Raw genomic sequence first — 16,674 nt, 5'->3', positions numbered from 1 at the left:
GCCTTAATTGTCGCCACGGATCTGGGTGGGGATGAGGCGGCTGCTGCGGGGTGGATAGAAACTGATCAACATGCTGCGTCGCTCGAAGCACTTCGCTATCCGGGGCACTGCCCGGCCGACTTGTTTAGCCAACGTGTCGCGTTTCGTGCTGTCGACATGAACGCAATACCAGTCGACCTTGTGGGCTTCGACTTCCTTTGGTCAAGCTGCAGCTTGGAACATCTAGGCAGTCTGCAGCATGGAATGTCTTTCATAGAGAACTCAATGAGGTGTTTGCGCTCTGGCGGGTTGGCAGTACACACAACGGAATTTAATGTCTCATCGAATGGTGCAACCATGGAGAGTCCGACCCTCTCTATCTATCGTCGCCGCGACATCGAGGCGCTCGCTAAGTCGCTTGCATCCAAAGGTCATAGCGTCCCCGCCATAAACTTTTCCCCTGGCGATCAGCCGCTGGACCTGCATATCGACTTGCCCCCGTACTCTTCAGACGGGCACCTCAAGCTCCGTGTGGCGAAGTTTGATACCACCTCGTTTGGAATGAACATATGTGCGGCGGACTAACTAATTGTTCGCAACTTTGACCTGATCCTCCGGTTCATGAACCAAGCCAACTGTCGTGATGGTGCTTGTTGTGAAGTGCCTTAAGCATCCCCTCCAGCCGCGCCGACAGGCGTTTTTGTTGGTGCGCCGCACGCCAACGCTCCGCATCACTGGCTTTCTGTTTGGCGGAGCTAGAATTAATGGCAAGCTCGGCAAGAAGGTTTCGAATTCCGACGGAAATCGACTCCGCATCGTGACCTGGCAATTCAAACACCGCTTCACGAACGTCATCGAAAATCGGAAGTGGAGTAACAGCCACAGGCCGCTCAGCGGCAATTCCATGACGAACGGCCGCACTTGAGGATTCGCCAGTATTCTCGTACGGGAAAACAATTAAATCCGCATCGGCCAAAAGTGCGAGGCTTTCTTGGTCATCCAGGAACTCGGTATGAATTTCCACGTGCCGATCCAATCCCAAATCGTTAATCAATTCGAGGGCTTGATTAATAAGCTGACGCGATTGTGGGTTGGCGTACTCTGCGTTCACCATCCGGAGTCTCACTTCGACGCCATTCTTCCGAAGCAGGCCTACTGCTCGGATAAGTGTGTGAAGTCCTTTGTGAGGTAGAAAAAAACCATACGAAGCGAGGAGGTAAGACCTTTCGGCGGCGCGGTGCCCCACATGCTGCGAGGGCCTTTCGGACATCTCGATCAGCCCATGTGGAAACAATGTGACATTATCGACCAAGCCGACGTCCTTTAGGCGGTTCATATCATCTACAGAATGAACGAGAAGTCTGTGGCAGATCGATAGAGCTTCGGCAATGTGGATGAGCTTTTTGTATGGAGTTGCAGGATGATCAAAAGTTGAATGAAGAACTACTACAACAATAATTCCTCGATTTATCTGCTCTTTGACAAAATATGAAAATTCATTAAATTCAAAAAAAGCATAATTAAACTGTATGACTAGTACATCTATCGTTTTTTCTCGAATTAAATTGGAAATTTCGTCCAAAGGTCCGCTTTCTGACCAGCACCGAAATATTTTTTCTTTTGGAAGGTTGACGGCTGAATCGGTTGTGCCAAAGATGACTGGCCTCTTGGAAAACTCTGCTAGCAGGTGCTCTGAGTATCCCGCGATACCGCAGGTTTTTTTCCAGGTAGACATCCATCCGATCGAGGGCTCTTTCCGTTGTGTTCCGGACAAGGATCCCGCTGCGGCTTCCACAAGGCGTTGAGCAACTCCAGTCCAGCGAAATTCTCGTAGGAGTTTCTTCCGTCCGAGAGCGGCACGCTGCGTCAATTCCTCCTTCGGTAGTTCGAAAACTCCGCGCATGGTGTCAGCCAAGTGACTGATATTTGCCGTGGCCCAAACGGAGTCGCTCAAGCCGAAATGTGTTTGCGCTCTTTCGAAATGATAGTCGACCAGCCAAGCTATTTCCGGTTTGCAAAAATCAAGTTGCCCCCCCCAAGCTGTCGTAATTACAGGGAGGCCTGACATCATAGCCTCAGCCATAGGCAGCCCAAATCCTTCAGCACGACTTGGAGCTACCAGAACATCGCACGCTTCATACAGCGCCTTTAGACGCGAATTATCAAAGTCCTCGATGATTATCTCAACTTTTGGAAAATCGGGGCGGTCGCCAACAGCCTCTCGAAACCAGCGGTCAATCTCATTATGTGGATTTGGGAATGTCTTTATGATCAGGACAACATTGTCCCGCGATGAAAAGGCTCTCCCGTAGGCGTCCAACAACAGGTCCGCACCCTTTCGGGGAAAGCAGGAAGACACGTGCAGAAACTTGAAGCGGGCAGGTGGCAGCTTAAACGTGGGGTCCGCAATTACACGATCCCAATGGTCGATGCCGCATCCGGAAACCGACAATGGTACAGTGACGCCGTGATCGATAAGAATTTTTTCTACATGAGGCGAGAGACACGTGATCGCCTGCAAATGCTTGTTGAACTCTTCTACCCATTCGAGAGGAAAGCCAGATTCTTCCCAGGCATAGTGGTGCAGCATGTTGATCGGACTAACCATGTCCTGGACGCGCGGCGGATAGAGAATGCGACTGGTTACATCGACGTCCCTTTCCCCAAGCTCTCGGGATCGAATCCACATAGCATTGAGATCCGGATTCTGAGCCAGATAATGCGAATTTGGTAAGAAGTCGCCCGGTCCCTCTGTGGAGAACAGCGCCACATCGTGGCCCAATTCCGATAGCGCGCGCGCTGTCTCTCGATTAAGTAGCGCTAAACTATAGCTACTGTCGAACGGTCCTTCGACTCGCCACTTTAGCTTTTTCGACAAGTCGAGAGGCGCTTCACGCCTTCTTGTATCTCGGAAGCTGGCTCCTATGGCTTCTGCAGTACACAGAAGATCTTCCTCTGTAGCTCCGTCAATTGATGCAATGGAGTCGATTAAGGCCCGATATCCAAGGTCGATCCCACCCTTTACGGCGGCTCGGTCAGATTGGCTGAGTGCGCTCTCGAATGCTCCGATCGCCTTCTCCGCGGACATATCCCAGGAAAATAAACGCGCACGGTCCAACCCGCGTAGCGATAGCTCTTCGCGAAACTCGTCATCGGTAAGAGCTGCCAGCATTTTGTCCGAAATGGACCGTACGTCCATCGGATCGAAAAGCGCTTTGTCCCAGCCCACGACTTCTGGAACACTTGTTGTTCCGGCAGCAATGGTGGGAGCCCCGCATTTCATTGCCTCCAATGCGGGAAGACCGAAGCCTTCATGCAAAGACGGAAAGACAAAGAGCCGACATATATTGTAAAGCGCTACAAGTTCGGGATCGCTCACATAGCCAAAGAGCCGAAAATTATCGTCGGTCAGGCCCAACGAGTACGCTTTGGTCCTTAGCTGTGCCGCAGGGAGTTCCCCCATCTTTCCGGCAATTCCTAGGACATGTTGGCGACGAATATCGACGGGGAGGGCAGCAAATGCGCCAAGCAACCGATCGATATTCTTACGAAAGTCGATTCCACCAGTATATAAAACCAATTCTCGACTTAAAGAGAATTCCTTGGCGGCCTCGTTTTTATTAAATTGAGCAATTTTCTTAAATTCATCAGACGTTGATCCTGATATGTTGAATACTTTTTTCTTCTCCAAGGAAAGAAGAGAGACAGCTTCGTTGGCGGTATAGTCTGATATCGCTAAGCATATATCAGATCTTTTAAGATGGTCAATCTTGTCTAGATAGAACTTCTCCGACGGCATTCCGGACGGAATATACATATCTCTGTATATATATGGGATTAGGTCGTAAAGAGTAGTTGCCACTAGGGACGACCCTGGCGGGTGCCGTACACTAGAAGCTGAGTGGTCGCTGAACCCCTCAAACAAGCTACTTATGTGGATGATATCCGCATGAAGTGATTCGGTGAAAGCTTCAAATATTTTTTCAGAGGCCGATTTTCGCCAGCCGACATCATACCAGTTATCACCGAGGCGGCGATCAGGCCCGTTCCAAATGTGAAAAGAGTGATGTGGCACAACATTGCCAAGAGTGCTGAAGATGAGATCAACCGATTCTGGCATATTCCCGTTTAGTACAAAGCATACCTCATGGGCTCCACGGTTGCGATAGATCGCTTCCGCGAGAGAGATGGTATAGCGGCCAATTCCTCGAAATCGACTTTCGGTTTGCGCGCCTTGGAGATCAAGAGCAATTCGCATTAGACTTTTTTTCTTCTCTTTAAAGCTTGCTCGAGATCCAGAAAAATTCTGTTGGCAACGGACGACCTCAATATTCTAGGATTGATGTCAGGAGTTGGTCCAGTGGAATGAAAATAGGGTTTGGAATATTTTAAAAAACCAGGCGATGTGCCAGGCAAGCGATTGTCAGATATAATTTTGGCAATTGCGAAATCGCGAAAACGATTGAATAATGGTGGATAGCGCCTTAGTTGTTTAGCTAAAAAAGCCCTCAATTGTGGTCTCTGCATAATGAAACGAATAACACGAATCGCAAGGTAATCTCTTTTTGTCTTTAGTCGGCCCAAGTGAGTGGCGGAAAAAACTCTCTTCGACATCCTGCCAATTCGGCGATAGGGCCCCATCAGTTTCCATGACGTGCTTCGATAAATCTCTTCTATTTGCCTTTGTTGAGCTTCAGATTTTAACCACCAATCGTGAGTGCGCGATTTTTCTACCCGCAGCTCATATTTTAAATTTGCTATAGTCTCGCCATTTTCCACGGCAATGGAAGCGAGCCGAGCGATTTCGGCATCCCGTTCCTCAATGGCAGCTTGTCCATCAGCCAATTGCCTCGCGGTTACATCGTCCATGTCCGCCAATTGTTGCTGGAGGCGAACAATTTCGTCTTCACGCGCATCCAGTTCCTGCCGAATCGGCGAAAGCATATTGGACTTGCTGGAAACGGGAAGAACGAACTCGTCGAAATAGTTCGGCCCAGGCCCGAATGAGTTTTTCAGTTCGGGGTGGGTTTCGCTGATGTAAAAGCGATTTAAGCCGTCGAAATAGACAAATTCATAACCCAGTTCCTTCAGGTGGGGATCCCATTCGTCGTAGCTCTCCTCTTTCGTAAGTGGTTTGGTACTTTCCACAACGACGATCCAGGGACGAACCGGCGAAGAACCCCAGCTCTCGATGACCGCCGATTCCATGCCCTCGACATCAATCTTGAGCCAGTGAACGTCCCTCTCGGCATTGCGATTTAGGAGATCCTGGAGGCTGACAAGTGGCACCGAAATCTCTTTGACCTCAAATCCGGCTTCGGCATGCTGCTTGGCAATGACAGGGTCCCCAGTACTGAGGCCGGTTCCCGGAAATTCATGGAAGGTCAGAAGACCGGTCTCCAGACCGATCGCTGTCTCGATCACCTCCTCATCCGGGCGCGCAGCGCGCAATTTGTTGGCATAATGGGGGGTGGGCTCCACATGCACCCCGCGCCAACCTTGCTCGTAAAAGGAGAGACTTACAGAATGCTCGACCGGATCCTGAGCGCCAATGTCGATATAGAACCCGCGTTCAACCGACTTGAGGGCACGCCACAAGATGACGTCTTCGAAATTCTGAGCGTATGAGGTGATCATCAGAGCTCAGGAAACAGCGAAAGATGAGCCTTGTTCAGCGACATGGGCGGAAGTTCGATGCGCCGATCTTCGGGAAAGAAGCTCGCCGCGATCAATCCGTCGCCGCTGTATGACTGCTGCACGTCATGCTCGGCCAGGATGACCCCTCCTAGCTCCAGCAATGATTGCCTGCAATCGACATGCGTGGTTCGCGAGCCCGAAATGCTGCTGTGATGTGTCGAGACGATCACAAATCGCAGCCGTTTGTGCTCTGCCGCTGAAACCATTGAGCGAATGAAGGGCAGCTCCGCTCCCTGTACGTCCATATGCAAAATCTCGATCGTCCGTTCATTGGCCAATCTGGATACCGCTGCCATGTCGAGACAAGGCAATGTATGCATTTGTCCGTCCGATTCACAACGCAACTCGACCCTTTCGCGGCTCTCGCCACCGACGCAGCCATTGTGAAAATCGATGCGATCCTCAAGCCCATTCAGGCTCGCATTGTATTGGCCCAACCGAAGATTATTCGGGTCTGGTTCGATGCAAATTGCCGACGAACCGGGAATCTCATTCAAATACCATAAGCTATAGTAGCTCCAATAAGCGCCCAACTCCACGATCAGCGAATTGTGACGTGCGTAACGCAGGATGTGGTGAAAGACCAGTTCCTCCTGCGGCTCGTGATGCCCCTGTAGCGAGCGGATGATCTGCGCCATCCAGTCGCCGTGGTATCCTCCTGCTTTCACCTGCAAGCCATTGTGCATGATCTGAACCGGGCCGTTTGGCCTGTCCACAATGCACCCTGCCTCCGATACCTTCGGGATGCTGGCGCAATCGAGACAACTGCTCGTCATTATGGCCCGTTCAAGTTCGTTCATGTTGCAGATCACCGATGACGAACCGGGCGTCAAGTGCGGACGTTCCGATGAAGAACGGGCGCGTCGCATTAATTACGTCGAACACCTGTGCATTATCCTGCCACTCGTAATTGTTCTCCAGGTGGGTGTCTGAACTGGCTAACGACAGCGAGAAGGAATAAGAGCCTGGGCCTAGAGTACAAGTGAAAGGCAGCTGGAATTCGATCTCCTCGCCTGCCTTTACATCCTGGAGAGCTTGCTGCGTGTGCCAAGTGTTGGTGCCCCACACGACGTGGCCGGTACGGTCGCGTAGCATAAGGCCAAGCACAAGGCGGGAAACATCCGCCTCCACCTTAGCGACCAGCCTCAAGACCAGAGACTGCCCAAGGCGTGCAACCTTCACCGGCTCACGGCTCTCTGCGTCGAGGAGTTCCAGTGCCGACGCCTTGACCTGAAACGTTCCCGATCTGGTGAAGGCCCAACCATCTTTTTCCCGCCGCTGTTCCACGGTCAGCTTATCGTTCTCCTTGGCCGCAATCAGGGCATTGTAATAGTCGATCACCTCGTCAGGCGGCCCGTCCTTCAGCACATGCCCTTTGTCCAGCAGAATGACCCGGTCGCACAATGATCTCACGTCGCCCAGACTGTGGGTGACCAGAATGATCGATGTGCCCGCCGCCCTGAAGCTGCGTATCCGGTCGAAGCTCTTGTGCTGGAAATAGCTGTCGCCAACCGAAAGCACTTCGTCGACGATCAGCATTTCCGGTCGCTCCGCGGTGGCTAGCGCAAAGGCCAGGCGCGCCTGCATGCCGCTCGAATAGGTTCGCAGCGGCTGATCGAAGAAGTCACCGATCTCGGCGAAGTCCTCGATGTGAGGCATGAGTTCGGTCAGCCGTGCCTGTGAAAGACCCATCAGCCCGCCGGCATGGAATGCGTTCTGCCGTCCGGTGAATTCGGGATTGAAGCCAAGGCCGAGTTCCAGAATGGCGCTGACGCGGCCGCCGACATGTGCCACGCCTTCGGTCGGGCGCACCGTGCCGGTGATCAACTTCAGAAGCGTGCTCTTGCCGGCGCCGTTCTGCCCGATGAGACCGAGCGCCTCTCCGGCCGCAAGCGAAAACGAGATGTCCCTGACCGGCCAGAATTCCTCCGTTGGCTTGACCGGCGCACCGAACCAGCCCGCGAACCTTTCGAGGTTGCTTGCATAATTCGCATAGCGCTTCGACAAATGGCTGACGGAAAGCATGGTCATGGTTACAGCACGTCGATGAGTTCGGGGCTTGCACGCCGAAAGAAAATCATCGCAAAGCTCACGCTCACGAGACCCAGGACTGCCGGCATGATCAGGCTTTCCGGGCTCGGCCAGCGGTTGAACAACAGCGCATCCTGGTAAAGTGCCACCAAGGGCGCTACCGGATTGATATCCAACACGAAACTGTACCTTTCCGGCAGTACATTAGCCGGATACACGATCGGCGTCAGCCAGTACCAGAGCTGCAGCACTATCATCATAACCTGCGCAACATCTCGAATGAACACGTTCATCACGCCGAGAATCACGCCAAGGCCGAAGCCGATCGCCGCAATCAAGATGATCCCGATTGGCAGCAAGACCAAAGCGCGGCCCGGAATATGCCCGAGGAAAATGAAGATGATAAAGAGCGCGATGAGCAGCAGCAGGTGATTGATCAGCGCCGTGCCCCCGACGATCACGGGGAGGCACAAACGCGGAAAGGCAATCTTCTTCATCACGGGCGCCTGCTCGATGAAGACGGTCATGCTGCGCGTGAGAATCTCGCTGAACAGCGTCCATGCGGCCATGCCCGACAGGAGATAGATCGGGTAGGCGGCGGGACTATCCGTGTCCGGCAGCCGTGCCTTGAGAACTTCCGAAAGAACGATCGAGAAGATGACGGCCTGCGCAAGCGGGTGAAGGATGAACCATAGGCCGCCCAGGCGCGACCGCACGAAACGCCCTTTTAGGTCGCCTCTGATGGAGGACATGATGAAATGGCGGTACTGCCATAGGCTTCGGAACATATGATCGATCCCTTGCGCGCCTCGCAGTCAACGGGCGCTACATATCCGGTGCCAATACCCCAAAACGTCGCTTAGTGTCTGCTCGAATGGCACTAGAGGCTTCCAATTCAGCCTTTCGCGCGCCTTTGTCGCATCACCCGAGGCAACAGGGATGTCGTTTGGGCGAAATTTTTCCGGATCGGCGCGCACTTCGATATCGATGTCCGATTGCGCGACAAGCATATCCAGTATGTCTCGGATTTTTCGGGGCTGCCCGGATGCGATGTTGTAGACATGGTCCGGTCCGTCCTCCAGATCCATCGTCGCGGATTTCGCATAGGCGCGCACCACGTCGCGAACATCGAGGAAGTCGCGCTCGGCTTCGAGATTGCCGACATGAATGATTGGCTTGATCTTGCCCGACGCGATCTCTGCAACTTGGCGCGCGAAGGCGGAGACAACGTAGGCATCGGACTGGCCTGGGCCGGTATGGTTGAACGGGCGAAAGCGGATGGCGCGCAGACCGTCATATGCCATTTGCCCGACCATTAGGTCCGCGGCCGCTTTGGTGGCACCGTAGACGGTCATCGGCCGAAGCGATGCACTCTCCGTCACCGGGCCGGCCACGCTCTGGAACGAGGCGCCATAGGCTTCCGAACTGCCGATGTAGATGAACCGGGCCTTCGGGGCGTGACGCATCACGGATTCGGCAAGATTCATGGTTCCCGTAACATTGACGTTCCAGGCATGCCGTGGCGCATTGCGCGCATCGGAAGGCGCGGCGACCGCTGCCAGATGGATAAGCGCGGTGGGCTGTACCTTCTGAACGGCCGTGTCGACCGCGTCCTGGTCCAGCAGATCGATCGGGTTTTGCCCTTCGCCGTGACCAAAAGCAAAAACCTCGCAGGAACCGTGCTCACGCTCCAGCAACTGCAAGAGTGTCGTGCCGACGAACCCACTGGCCCCGGTTATCAGGATGCGATGCGTCAACGTGCCGAACATGTTGGCAAAAACGGCTTTCCGATTACCCGCGTCTCGGCGGGTTGGCATGGCGGTCGAGGTCCGCGTCCACCATTTCGCGGATCATCGCTTCCAGCGAGGTCGTCGCCTCCCATCCCAGCTTCTGCTTTGCCTTAGCGGGATTTCCGAGCAGAATTTCGACCTCGGCCGGTCTGAATAGTTCCGGATCGATCACAAGGTGGTCATCCATCTTGAGCCCAACGTGTTCGAATGCGATTCGACACATGTCGCGCACAGTTGTTGTCCTGCCTGTCGCGACCACGTAATCATCCGGCTGGTCCTGCTGCACCATCAGCCACATGGCGCGGACATAGTCCTTGGAATGACCCCAGTCACGCTTGGCGTCGATGTTGCCGAGACGCAATTCCTTTGCCATGCCCTTCTTGATGCGTGCGACCGCATCAGTGACTTTGCGGGTGACGAACTCAATGCCGCGAAGCGGAGATTCATGATTGAACAGAATGCCGCTTGAGGCATGCAGGCCGAAACTTTCGCGATAATTGATCGTGATCCAATGGCCGTAGAGCTTCGCCACCGCATAAGGAGAGCGTGGGTGGAAAGGTGTGGTTTCCGATTGCATCGGCTCCTGGATAAGGCCGTACATTTCCGAGGACGAGGCCTGATAAAAACGCGCTTCGGGCGATTCCAGGCGAATTGCCTCAAGCACATTGGTCACGCCTATGCCGGTGACGTTGCCCGTCAGGATCGGCTGCTGCCACGATGACTTGACGAAAGATTGGGCGGCAAGATTGTAAACTTCATCCGGCTTCACATCGCGCATTGTTCTGACCAGACCAGACAAATCCGTCAGGTTTCCGTCCACGATCCGAACGTCTTTCTCGATGCCAAGCCACTTCAGGCGCGTGGTGTTCACATCGGCGGTGCTTGAACGCCGTGCAAGTCCGTGAACCTCATAGCCTTTGGCAAGCAGAAGCTCTGCCAGATAGGCGCCGTCCTGCCCGGTGATTCCGGTAATCAAAGCTGTCTTTGTCATCGATGTTCTCGGTTTTATCCGGTGATTGGTCGCCCAGCACCGTGAGCCAATGGATTATCAGGCGCGGCCGTATACGTCGTCAAAACGCACGATATCGTCCTCGCCGAGATAATCGCCGCTTTGCACTTCAATGATCACCAGGTCAATCCGGCCCGGGTTCTCAAGCCTGTGTTTATGACCGCAGGGGATGTAGGTTGACTCGTTTGTCGCCAGGAACAGCTCCTGGTCGCCGTTGACTATTTTCGCGGAGCCGCTGACCACGACCCAGTGCTCGGAACGATGGTAGTGCATCTGCAGGCTCAAACGTCTGCCGGGTTTCACCTCGATGCGTTTGATTTTGAAGCGCTCGCCTTCCTCCAGAACCGTATAGGTGCCCCACGGCCTATGTACGGTGCTGTGGACCAGATGTGCCTCATGCCCGGAAGCCTTGAGGCCCTCGAACAGCTTCTTGACGTCCTGAACGCGATCGCGGGAGGCGACAAGCAATGCGTCGGGAGAATCGACGATCACCAGATCGCTGACCCCGACCGTACCGATGACGCGCTTGTCGGAACTTACGTAGCTGCCGGTGGTGTCGACCATGTGAACATCGCCGCGTAGCCTGTTCCCGCTTTCGTCAGGAGCGATCAAATCGGCCATCGCGTTCCAAGATCCGATGTCGTTCCAATCCATGTCGCAAGGAACCACGGCAAGATTGTTTGTCTTCTCCATAACCGCGTGATCGAGAGAGATACGCGGAGCGGAGCCAAAATGCTCGGGCGCGAGTTCGATCTTCGCAAAGCCTTCGCCTTGACTGAATCGGCCGTTCTCATAACTGTCGGAAACTGCCTGGATCACTTCAGGGCAATGCAAAGCCATCTCATCCAGCATGCGTTGCGCGCTGAAGCAGAAGATGCCCGCGTTCCAGAAGAAGCGTTTGGATTCGACATAGGCCTTGGCTGTGTCGAGATCCGGCTTTTCAACGAAGCGGACGACTTTCTCACCATCGGCTTCGATGTAGCCGAATGCCGTGTCCGGTCTTGTCGGGCTGATGCCCAATGTGGCAATCCGCCCCAGTTTTGCGTATTCGATGGCCCGGCCCATAGCGTCAAGAAATGCAGGCAGGTTGCCAATCATGTGATCGGCCGGGAAGACGCATAGAATCGCATCAGGGCCCTGCGTTGCCTTGGCATGGACAGTGGCTGCCGCCACGGCAGCGGCCGTATCCCGGCCTTCCGGCTCGAGCAGAAACGTACGCGGCAACACAACCGAATCCAGTTCGTCGAAGTCGTCCTTTGTGAGGAAAAGGTGGTCCCCGGACGTTACGGCCACGAGTTCCACCACTCCCTCAATCGACGCGGCGCGCAGCACCGTGTGCTGAATAAGCGAATGCCCATCCGCCACTTTAAGAAAAGGCTTGGGGTGCGATTGCCTTGAGGCAGGCCATAGTCGCGATCCGGCTCCACCGCTGATGATGACGGGAACCACTTTCATGAAATGACCTCTGCTTCGTTTGTGGATGCGATTGCCCGCGCCCTGTCGAGCGTCAGCGCCACAATCGCTCTCGCTCTGCCTGGGTCTGCTGCCTCCGAATAACAGCGAAGTTCAGGCGCGTTGCCGGACGGCCGCAGATGGATGATCTCGCCAGTCAGCATTTGTGTCCTTAGGCCGTCGGTCTCGTCAACTTCAGCAACAGTCCCGAACGGGGCCAGAAATCGCTGCAGTGCAGGCCGATCCGCGAGCCGACGCATCAAGCTGCGCGAACTCTCCACTGGGAAATTCTCAAGGCGTTCGCTTGCACAGGCCGGAAGATTCCACAACGCGCGCAGACCTGACAGCGATTTTCTTGTCGACGCGACCATTCCGAGGACAGCCAGGATGGGGAGCAGTGAATCCCGTGTCGGCAATGCCGTCAATGTCCTTCCGTGTAGCGAACAGTCCGACCCCAAGAGAACGCCACCATTGGCTTCAAAGCCCACAATGATTTTCTCGGGATGGTGTGAGGCTTCCATGGCTTCGACGACGAAGGGAGATCCGACTTTCGTTCTCAGAACCGTAAAACCGAAGGCTTTCGAAATACCTGAATTGGAAGTCACGGGCGTCACCACAATGTCAGCCCGCAGGAACAGAGCCGTGGCGAGGCCGATCAGGTCGCCGCGAAACAGGTCACCATTCTCATCGGCAATCAGTGGCCGATCAGCATCGGCATCGGTCGACACGATGGCGTCGAGATGGAATTCTCGCGCCCAACCCTTGAACTTTGCGATTGTGGTTTCGTCAACGGCTTCGGTATCGACGGGTACGAAGGTCTCCGATTTCCCGACAGGTGTCACATCTGCGCCCAAGGATCGGAGAACCTCCACCAGAAGATCCGCCGCGACCGAGCTGTGCTGATAGACGCCGAGCCTCAGGCCCGAAAGGGACCCAGGCTCCAAGATGTCGCCGGCGCGCGCGCGATAGGCGGCGATCGCGTTGTCGTGATGCCCCGGCAAAGCCGTGCCTATTGGCGGCGGGGGGCAATAGGCGTCTAGCCGTTCGGCAGCATAGTGTGCCATAGCGGCTTCATCGGCCTTGGTGATCTCGCCCCGCGGGCTATAGAACTTGATGCCATTGCGGTCCGCAGGGATGTGCGAACCCGTAACCATGAGCGCCGCTGCGTCGTGCTGCCCGGCATACAACGCCAAGGCTGGCGTTGGAATGGCACCGCAATCGATCGGTTGAAACCCACTTGCCGCCAAAGCAGCCATGCAGTTGGCGGCGATCGTCGGACTGCTATCGCGCAAGTCGCGACCTACGAACACCTTGGCCTTCGATCGGACCCCATCGGCAGCGAGACGCCAAGCAAAAGCCTCCGTATAAAGGCCGCTGGGTTTCCCGACTAATTCTGAAGCCAACCCTCGCAGGCCACTTGATCCAAACTTCATCACTTCGCTTTGGCTGGTAAAGGGAAGACCGTCATATTGCAGCAGACTTCGCTGTCAACCGCAAAATCGCTTCGAGCGGTTCACCTTTCCTTCCAGCTACCCACAGCGCATTCCCAGCCTCGTCGACAGGTGAGAGCGGTTAGGCGTCACGAGTAGACAGCCTCACGATCGCGCTGCTGGCGATTCTCTAATCGCCTGATATCTGCGGAACCATAGGCGCATAGCTGCGAGAGCAGAGCGCCCCAAGGGCAAAGAGTGAAAGGATCGAAACGGTCCCTCCGACCAGCCTTCTCTCTATCCTGAGTTGCTGCCGGCTTCCAGGGCTCTTTGGGGTTGATGTGCAAGATCTTGATCAAACGGACTTCCTCTTCACCCGCCGACCTATGAAAAAATCTCTGGCGATGATTTCAAGTCCACGCTATGCGATACAGGCGGCGGGGGCCGAAGATTTGGTACTAAAAAGAAGCCGCTGGTGACGGATGGTATTCGCTCTAGAGCCACTTTAGTATTGAAGTCTTCGCGCCTGGAGTTCAGTACCGTCCGATGACATCCTATGTAGAAGCTGTACCCGGACTCCGGCCCACAATGCGTCGCGCCATCATCATGATTCAAGACATCGCCATGGTTTTGGTGGCGGTGGCGCTTAGCCTGACTTTATCGCAGTCGAGGCTGTCGTTCGAAGCGTTCTCTCCAGCGGGTTTCGCTTGCTGGGCAAGCATCATTATTCTTAGTCATCTGTTATTCAGATATTGCGGCCTATACAATACTGTGTGGCGGTTCGCCTCGACGCCGGATTTCTTCAACATCCTGAAGGGCTGCGCGATACTGACCATCGCCCTTTACTGTGTTTCGCTTTTTGTTCGTTCCTTTCAGCCGGTGGCGGGCCTCAATGAGCGCCAGTTCATCGTCTTCTTCCTGGTTTCTTTCACTATCATCTCGGCGCCCCGGATTTTCTACCGGTTCTTTCGCGACGGCGCGAGCTGGCGCATTCTGAGTCGCGGCAAGGCTTCGACCAAGCGAGCGGTGTTTGTCGGCAGGCTGAGCGAGGCCGACGTAATCATCCGTTTCACGCGCACGACGCAGCCTGTAGAGTATTCAATTGCAGGGATTATGGCGATTGAGCACGGTGTTCCGCAGGGCACTCGGATCCAGGGCGTTCCCGTCGTGGCCACCCGCCCCCGCCTGATCGAGGTGCTGGAAGAATACGCCAAGGGCACGACAAGCCTGGACCTGCTGATTTTCGGCAGCGGCGCCGAGCATGAGATCGAAGAGTATTCGGAGCTCGTCCGTGTTGCCCGGCAAGGCGACATAGCGGTGGTGCAGTTCTCAGGGCTTTCGCAGCTTGGTCAGGAAGGAAAGCTCGTTCTCGACGAGGTCGAGATGGAAACGATCCTGCGCCGCCCCACGGTTCCGTCCGACATCGAACGCATCGGGGCCTTCGTTGGCGGCAAGCGCGTCCTGGTCACCGGCGGCGCCGGTTCCATCGGCCGCACCCTGGTCAAGAGGTCACTGGAACTGGGCGCGGAGGCGGTGCTGGTTGCCGACAATTCCGAGTTCGGCATTTTCCAGTTGAGCCAATATGTCGAAGAGAAGGACCACGACCGCCTCAAGGTCCGCATTGTCGATGTCGCCGACCGGCGCCAGATGACGCGTGTCGTCACCGAGTTCAAGCCGGACATCGTTTTCCACGCCGCGGCACTGAAGCATGTGCCTTTGCTCGAGGAAAACTGGGATTCGGCCATCCAGACCAATGTCTTCGGAACGCTTGTCTGCGCCGAGGTTGCCGCCAAATGCGGCGTCAAGCAATTCGTGCTTGTGTCGAGCGACAAGGCCGTGGATCCGACATCCGTGCTGGGCCTGACGAAGCGGGCGGCCGAACAGATCGTCAGCGCCTTGCATGAAACGCCCGCCGGCGAGCCCGGCGCACGGCGCCCCGCCACCAAGTTCATAGCCGTTCGGTTCGGCAATGTCTTTGGCAGCAATGGCTCGGTCGCAACCATATTCCAGGCGCAGATCGAGGCCGGAGGCCCGGTCACCATAACCGACCGGCGCATGACGCGCTATTTCATGACCGTGGCCGAAGCCGTCGACCTCGTCATCATGTCGGCGGCCGATGCCGCCTCGCGGCAAGCCGGCGACGACTACGCCGTCTACATGCTCGACATGGGCAAACCGGTGCCGATCCTCGAAGTTGCCGAGACGATGATCCGCATGTCCGGAAAAAGCCCATACACGGACATCCCCATTCGCTTCACCGGAATCCGGCCGGGTGAAAAACTCCATGAAACGTTGCATGGTGAGGATGAGGAGCTGGTCGAACTCGGCATTTCCAAGATTTTTGGCCTGAGCACCGATGTCGCGGAATGGTCCGATGTCCAGGCGGCGCTTGCGGCCCTGCAGCAATCCGTGAAGAGCCAGGACAAGGCATCCTCGCTCGCTGTGCTTGCGGGTCTTGACCATACCAAGAAGGCAAGAGGGGACGTGCCTGAGGCCGTGATCCCGAAAGCGGCCGGGCAGGCGAACTGATGCTTCAAAAGACCCTGGCCTTCTTCGGCGCTTGAGCAGCCTGCGCAAGGGCGCATTTATCGGCTGACCTTCGGGACCCCGGGCGCTGGCTGGCATTCCTCTGCGGGCGCATCTGAGCAGGCGAGGGGCGAGCTTGGTCGAGCGATAGCCTCATGCTACGTCGAGCGGATTCGTATTTTCGTCTTTGGTTTTGGCAACGAGCACTATCTGCGGTTCATGAAGACAGCCAAGCAAATCTTCGATCTTGCCGGCGCGGCGCTGCTGCTCCTGGTCACGTCGCCCGTCCTGGCGCTCGCCGTCCTGGCTGTTCGTATATCATCGCCCGGTCCGGCCATCTTTTCTCAAACGCGGGTTGGCCGCGATGGCGTGCTCTTTCGCTGTCACAAATTGCGCACGATGTATGTCGGCACGCCATCCTTGCCTTCGCACGAGGCGCCCGCGAATGCCGTGACGCCGGCCGGAAAGACCCTGCGGAAGTTCAAGCTCGATGAACTGCCGCAGTTCTGGAATGTTCTGAAGGGCGAGATGAGCTTGGTCGGACCGCGTCCCTGTCTGCCGACGCAAACCGAGCTGATCGAGTGCCGCCGACGGCTGGGCGTTTCATCGGCGCTTCCCGGCATCACCGGCCTGGCTCAGGTCAAGGGCATCGACATGTCGGACCCGGCCCTATTGGCCGAAACCGATGCCGACTATCTCAAGGTCGCGTCGATCGGCCTTGATCTTCGCATCCTGCTCGCGACGATTTATCCAGGTTGAG

Annotated in this window: 11 protein-coding genes; 2 read left to right on the top strand and 9 right to left on the bottom strand. The window is 55.6% G+C overall.

The annotated features are described in order from the left end of the window. Nucleotides 1-598: 598 nt before the first annotated feature. The 9 genes from FJ964_RS14365 to FJ964_RS14325 are packed head-to-tail and all read right to left on the bottom strand — an operon-like array spanning nucleotide 599 to nucleotide 13,391. Nucleotides 599-4,237 (bottom strand): glycosyltransferase, encoded by a 3,639-nt coding sequence (locus tag FJ964_RS14365; RefSeq protein WP_140550984.1) that lies wholly within the window; start codon nucleotides 4,235-4,237, stop codon nucleotides 599-601. Next, the gene (locus tag FJ964_RS14360; protein ID WP_140550983.1) at nucleotides 4,237-5,616 is read right to left on the bottom strand and encodes an FkbM family methyltransferase; all 1,380 of its coding nucleotides are present in this window, start codon (nucleotides 5,614-5,616) and stop codon (nucleotides 4,237-4,239) included. Before FJ964_RS14360 ends, FJ964_RS14365 begins: the two co-directional genes overlap by 1 nt. Continuing rightward, nucleotides 5,616-6,476 carry an FkbM family methyltransferase gene (locus FJ964_RS14355; protein ID WP_181172471.1) on the bottom strand — a complete coding sequence of 287 codons (861 nt, stop codon included), beginning with the start codon at nucleotides 6,474-6,476 and terminating at the stop codon, nucleotides 5,616-5,618. Before FJ964_RS14355 ends, FJ964_RS14360 begins: the two co-directional genes overlap by 1 nt. Further along, a complete protein-coding gene (locus FJ964_RS14350; protein ID WP_224713290.1) occupies nucleotides 6,463-7,701 on the bottom strand; it encodes an ABC transporter ATP-binding protein in 1,239 nt (412 codons plus the stop codon). Before FJ964_RS14350 ends, FJ964_RS14355 begins: the two co-directional genes overlap by 14 nt. A gap of 8 nt (nucleotides 7,702-7,709) precedes the next feature. Beyond that, nucleotides 7,710-8,495 carry an ABC transporter permease gene (locus FJ964_RS14345; protein WP_140550980.1) on the bottom strand — a complete coding sequence of 262 codons (786 nt, stop codon included), beginning with the start codon at nucleotides 8,493-8,495 and terminating at the stop codon, nucleotides 7,710-7,712. 27 nt (nucleotides 8,496-8,522) lie between these two features. Further along, on the bottom strand, nucleotides 8,523-9,524 hold the full coding sequence (locus FJ964_RS14340; protein ID WP_224713277.1) for a GDP-mannose 4,6-dehydratase: 1,002 nt from the start codon (nucleotides 9,522-9,524) through the stop codon (nucleotides 8,523-8,525). After that, nucleotides 9,499-10,488 (bottom strand): GDP-mannose 4,6-dehydratase, encoded by a 990-nt coding sequence (gene gmd, locus FJ964_RS14335; protein ID WP_140550978.1) that lies wholly within the window; start codon nucleotides 10,486-10,488, stop codon nucleotides 9,499-9,501. Before gmd ends, FJ964_RS14340 begins: the two co-directional genes overlap by 26 nt. 57 nt (nucleotides 10,489-10,545) lie before the next feature. Continuing rightward, the gene (locus FJ964_RS14330) at nucleotides 10,546-11,961 is read right to left on the bottom strand and encodes a mannose-1-phosphate guanylyltransferase/mannose-6-phosphate isomerase (protein WP_140550977.1); all 1,416 of its coding nucleotides are present in this window, start codon (nucleotides 11,959-11,961) and stop codon (nucleotides 10,546-10,548) included. Further along, a complete protein-coding gene (locus FJ964_RS14325; RefSeq protein ID WP_140550976.1) occupies nucleotides 11,958-13,391 on the bottom strand; it encodes a phosphomannomutase in 1,434 nt (477 codons plus the stop codon). Before FJ964_RS14325 ends, FJ964_RS14330 begins: the two co-directional genes overlap by 4 nt. A 543-nt stretch (nucleotides 13,392-13,934) precedes the next feature. On the opposite strand from FJ964_RS14325, the gene FJ964_RS14320 reads away from it, so the two are divergent. Together FJ964_RS14320 and FJ964_RS14315 are read left to right on the top strand one after the other, a co-directional pair. Then, nucleotides 13,935-15,917: a nucleoside-diphosphate sugar epimerase/dehydratase gene (locus tag FJ964_RS14320; RefSeq protein ID WP_181172470.1), complete on the top strand. Its 1,983-nt coding sequence runs from the start codon at nucleotides 13,935-13,937 to the stop codon at nucleotides 15,915-15,917. A gap of 216 nt (nucleotides 15,918-16,133) precedes the next feature. Continuing rightward, nucleotides 16,134-16,673 carry a sugar transferase gene (locus FJ964_RS14315; protein WP_140494844.1) on the top strand — a complete coding sequence of 180 codons (540 nt, stop codon included), beginning with the start codon at nucleotides 16,134-16,136 and terminating at the stop codon, nucleotides 16,671-16,673. Nucleotide 16,674 lies beyond the last annotated feature (1 nt).

Source organism: Mesorhizobium sp. B2-3-2 (assembly GCF_006442295.1).
Taxonomy (GTDB): domain Bacteria; phylum Pseudomonadota; class Alphaproteobacteria; order Rhizobiales; family Rhizobiaceae; genus Mesorhizobium.
The sequence above is the reverse complement of the archived record's forward strand: the minus strand, read 5'-3'. Positions and strand labels throughout refer to the sequence as shown.

Coding starts and splice junctions, on each gene's coding strand:
- FJ964_RS14365 (WP_140550984.1), bottom strand. CDS start 4,237: ATGCGAATTGCTCTTGATCTCCAAGGCGCGCAAACCGAAAGTCGATTT.
- FJ964_RS14360 (WP_140550983.1), bottom strand. CDS start 5,616: ATGATCACCTCATACGCTCAGAATTTCGAAGACGTCATCTTGTGGCGT.
- FJ964_RS14355 (WP_181172471.1), bottom strand. CDS start 6,476: ATGAACGAACTTGAACGGGCCATAATGACGAGCAGTTGTCTCGATTGC.
- FJ964_RS14350 (WP_224713290.1), bottom strand. CDS start 7,701: ATGCTTTCCGTCAGCCATTTGTCGAAGCGCTATGCGAATTATGCAAGC.
- FJ964_RS14345 (WP_140550980.1), bottom strand. CDS start 8,495: ATGTTCCGAAGCCTATGGCAGTACCGCCATTTCATCATGTCCTCCATC.
- FJ964_RS14340 (WP_224713277.1), bottom strand. CDS start 9,524: ATGCCAACCCGCCGAGACGCGGGTAATCGGAAAGCCGTTTTTGCCAAC.
- gmd (WP_140550978.1), bottom strand. CDS start 10,488: ATGACAAAGACAGCTTTGATTACCGGAATCACCGGGCAGGACGGCGCC.
- FJ964_RS14330 (WP_140550977.1), bottom strand. CDS start 11,961: ATGAAAGTGGTTCCCGTCATCATCAGCGGTGGAGCCGGATCGCGACTA.
- FJ964_RS14325 (WP_140550976.1), bottom strand. CDS start 13,391: ATGAAGTTTGGATCAAGTGGCCTGCGAGGGTTGGCTTCAGAATTAGTC.
- FJ964_RS14320 (WP_181172470.1), top strand. CDS start 13,935: ATGACATCCTATGTAGAAGCTGTACCCGGACTCCGGCCCACAATGCGT.
- FJ964_RS14315 (WP_140494844.1), top strand. CDS start 16,134: ATGAAGACAGCCAAGCAAATCTTCGATCTTGCCGGCGCGGCGCTGCTG.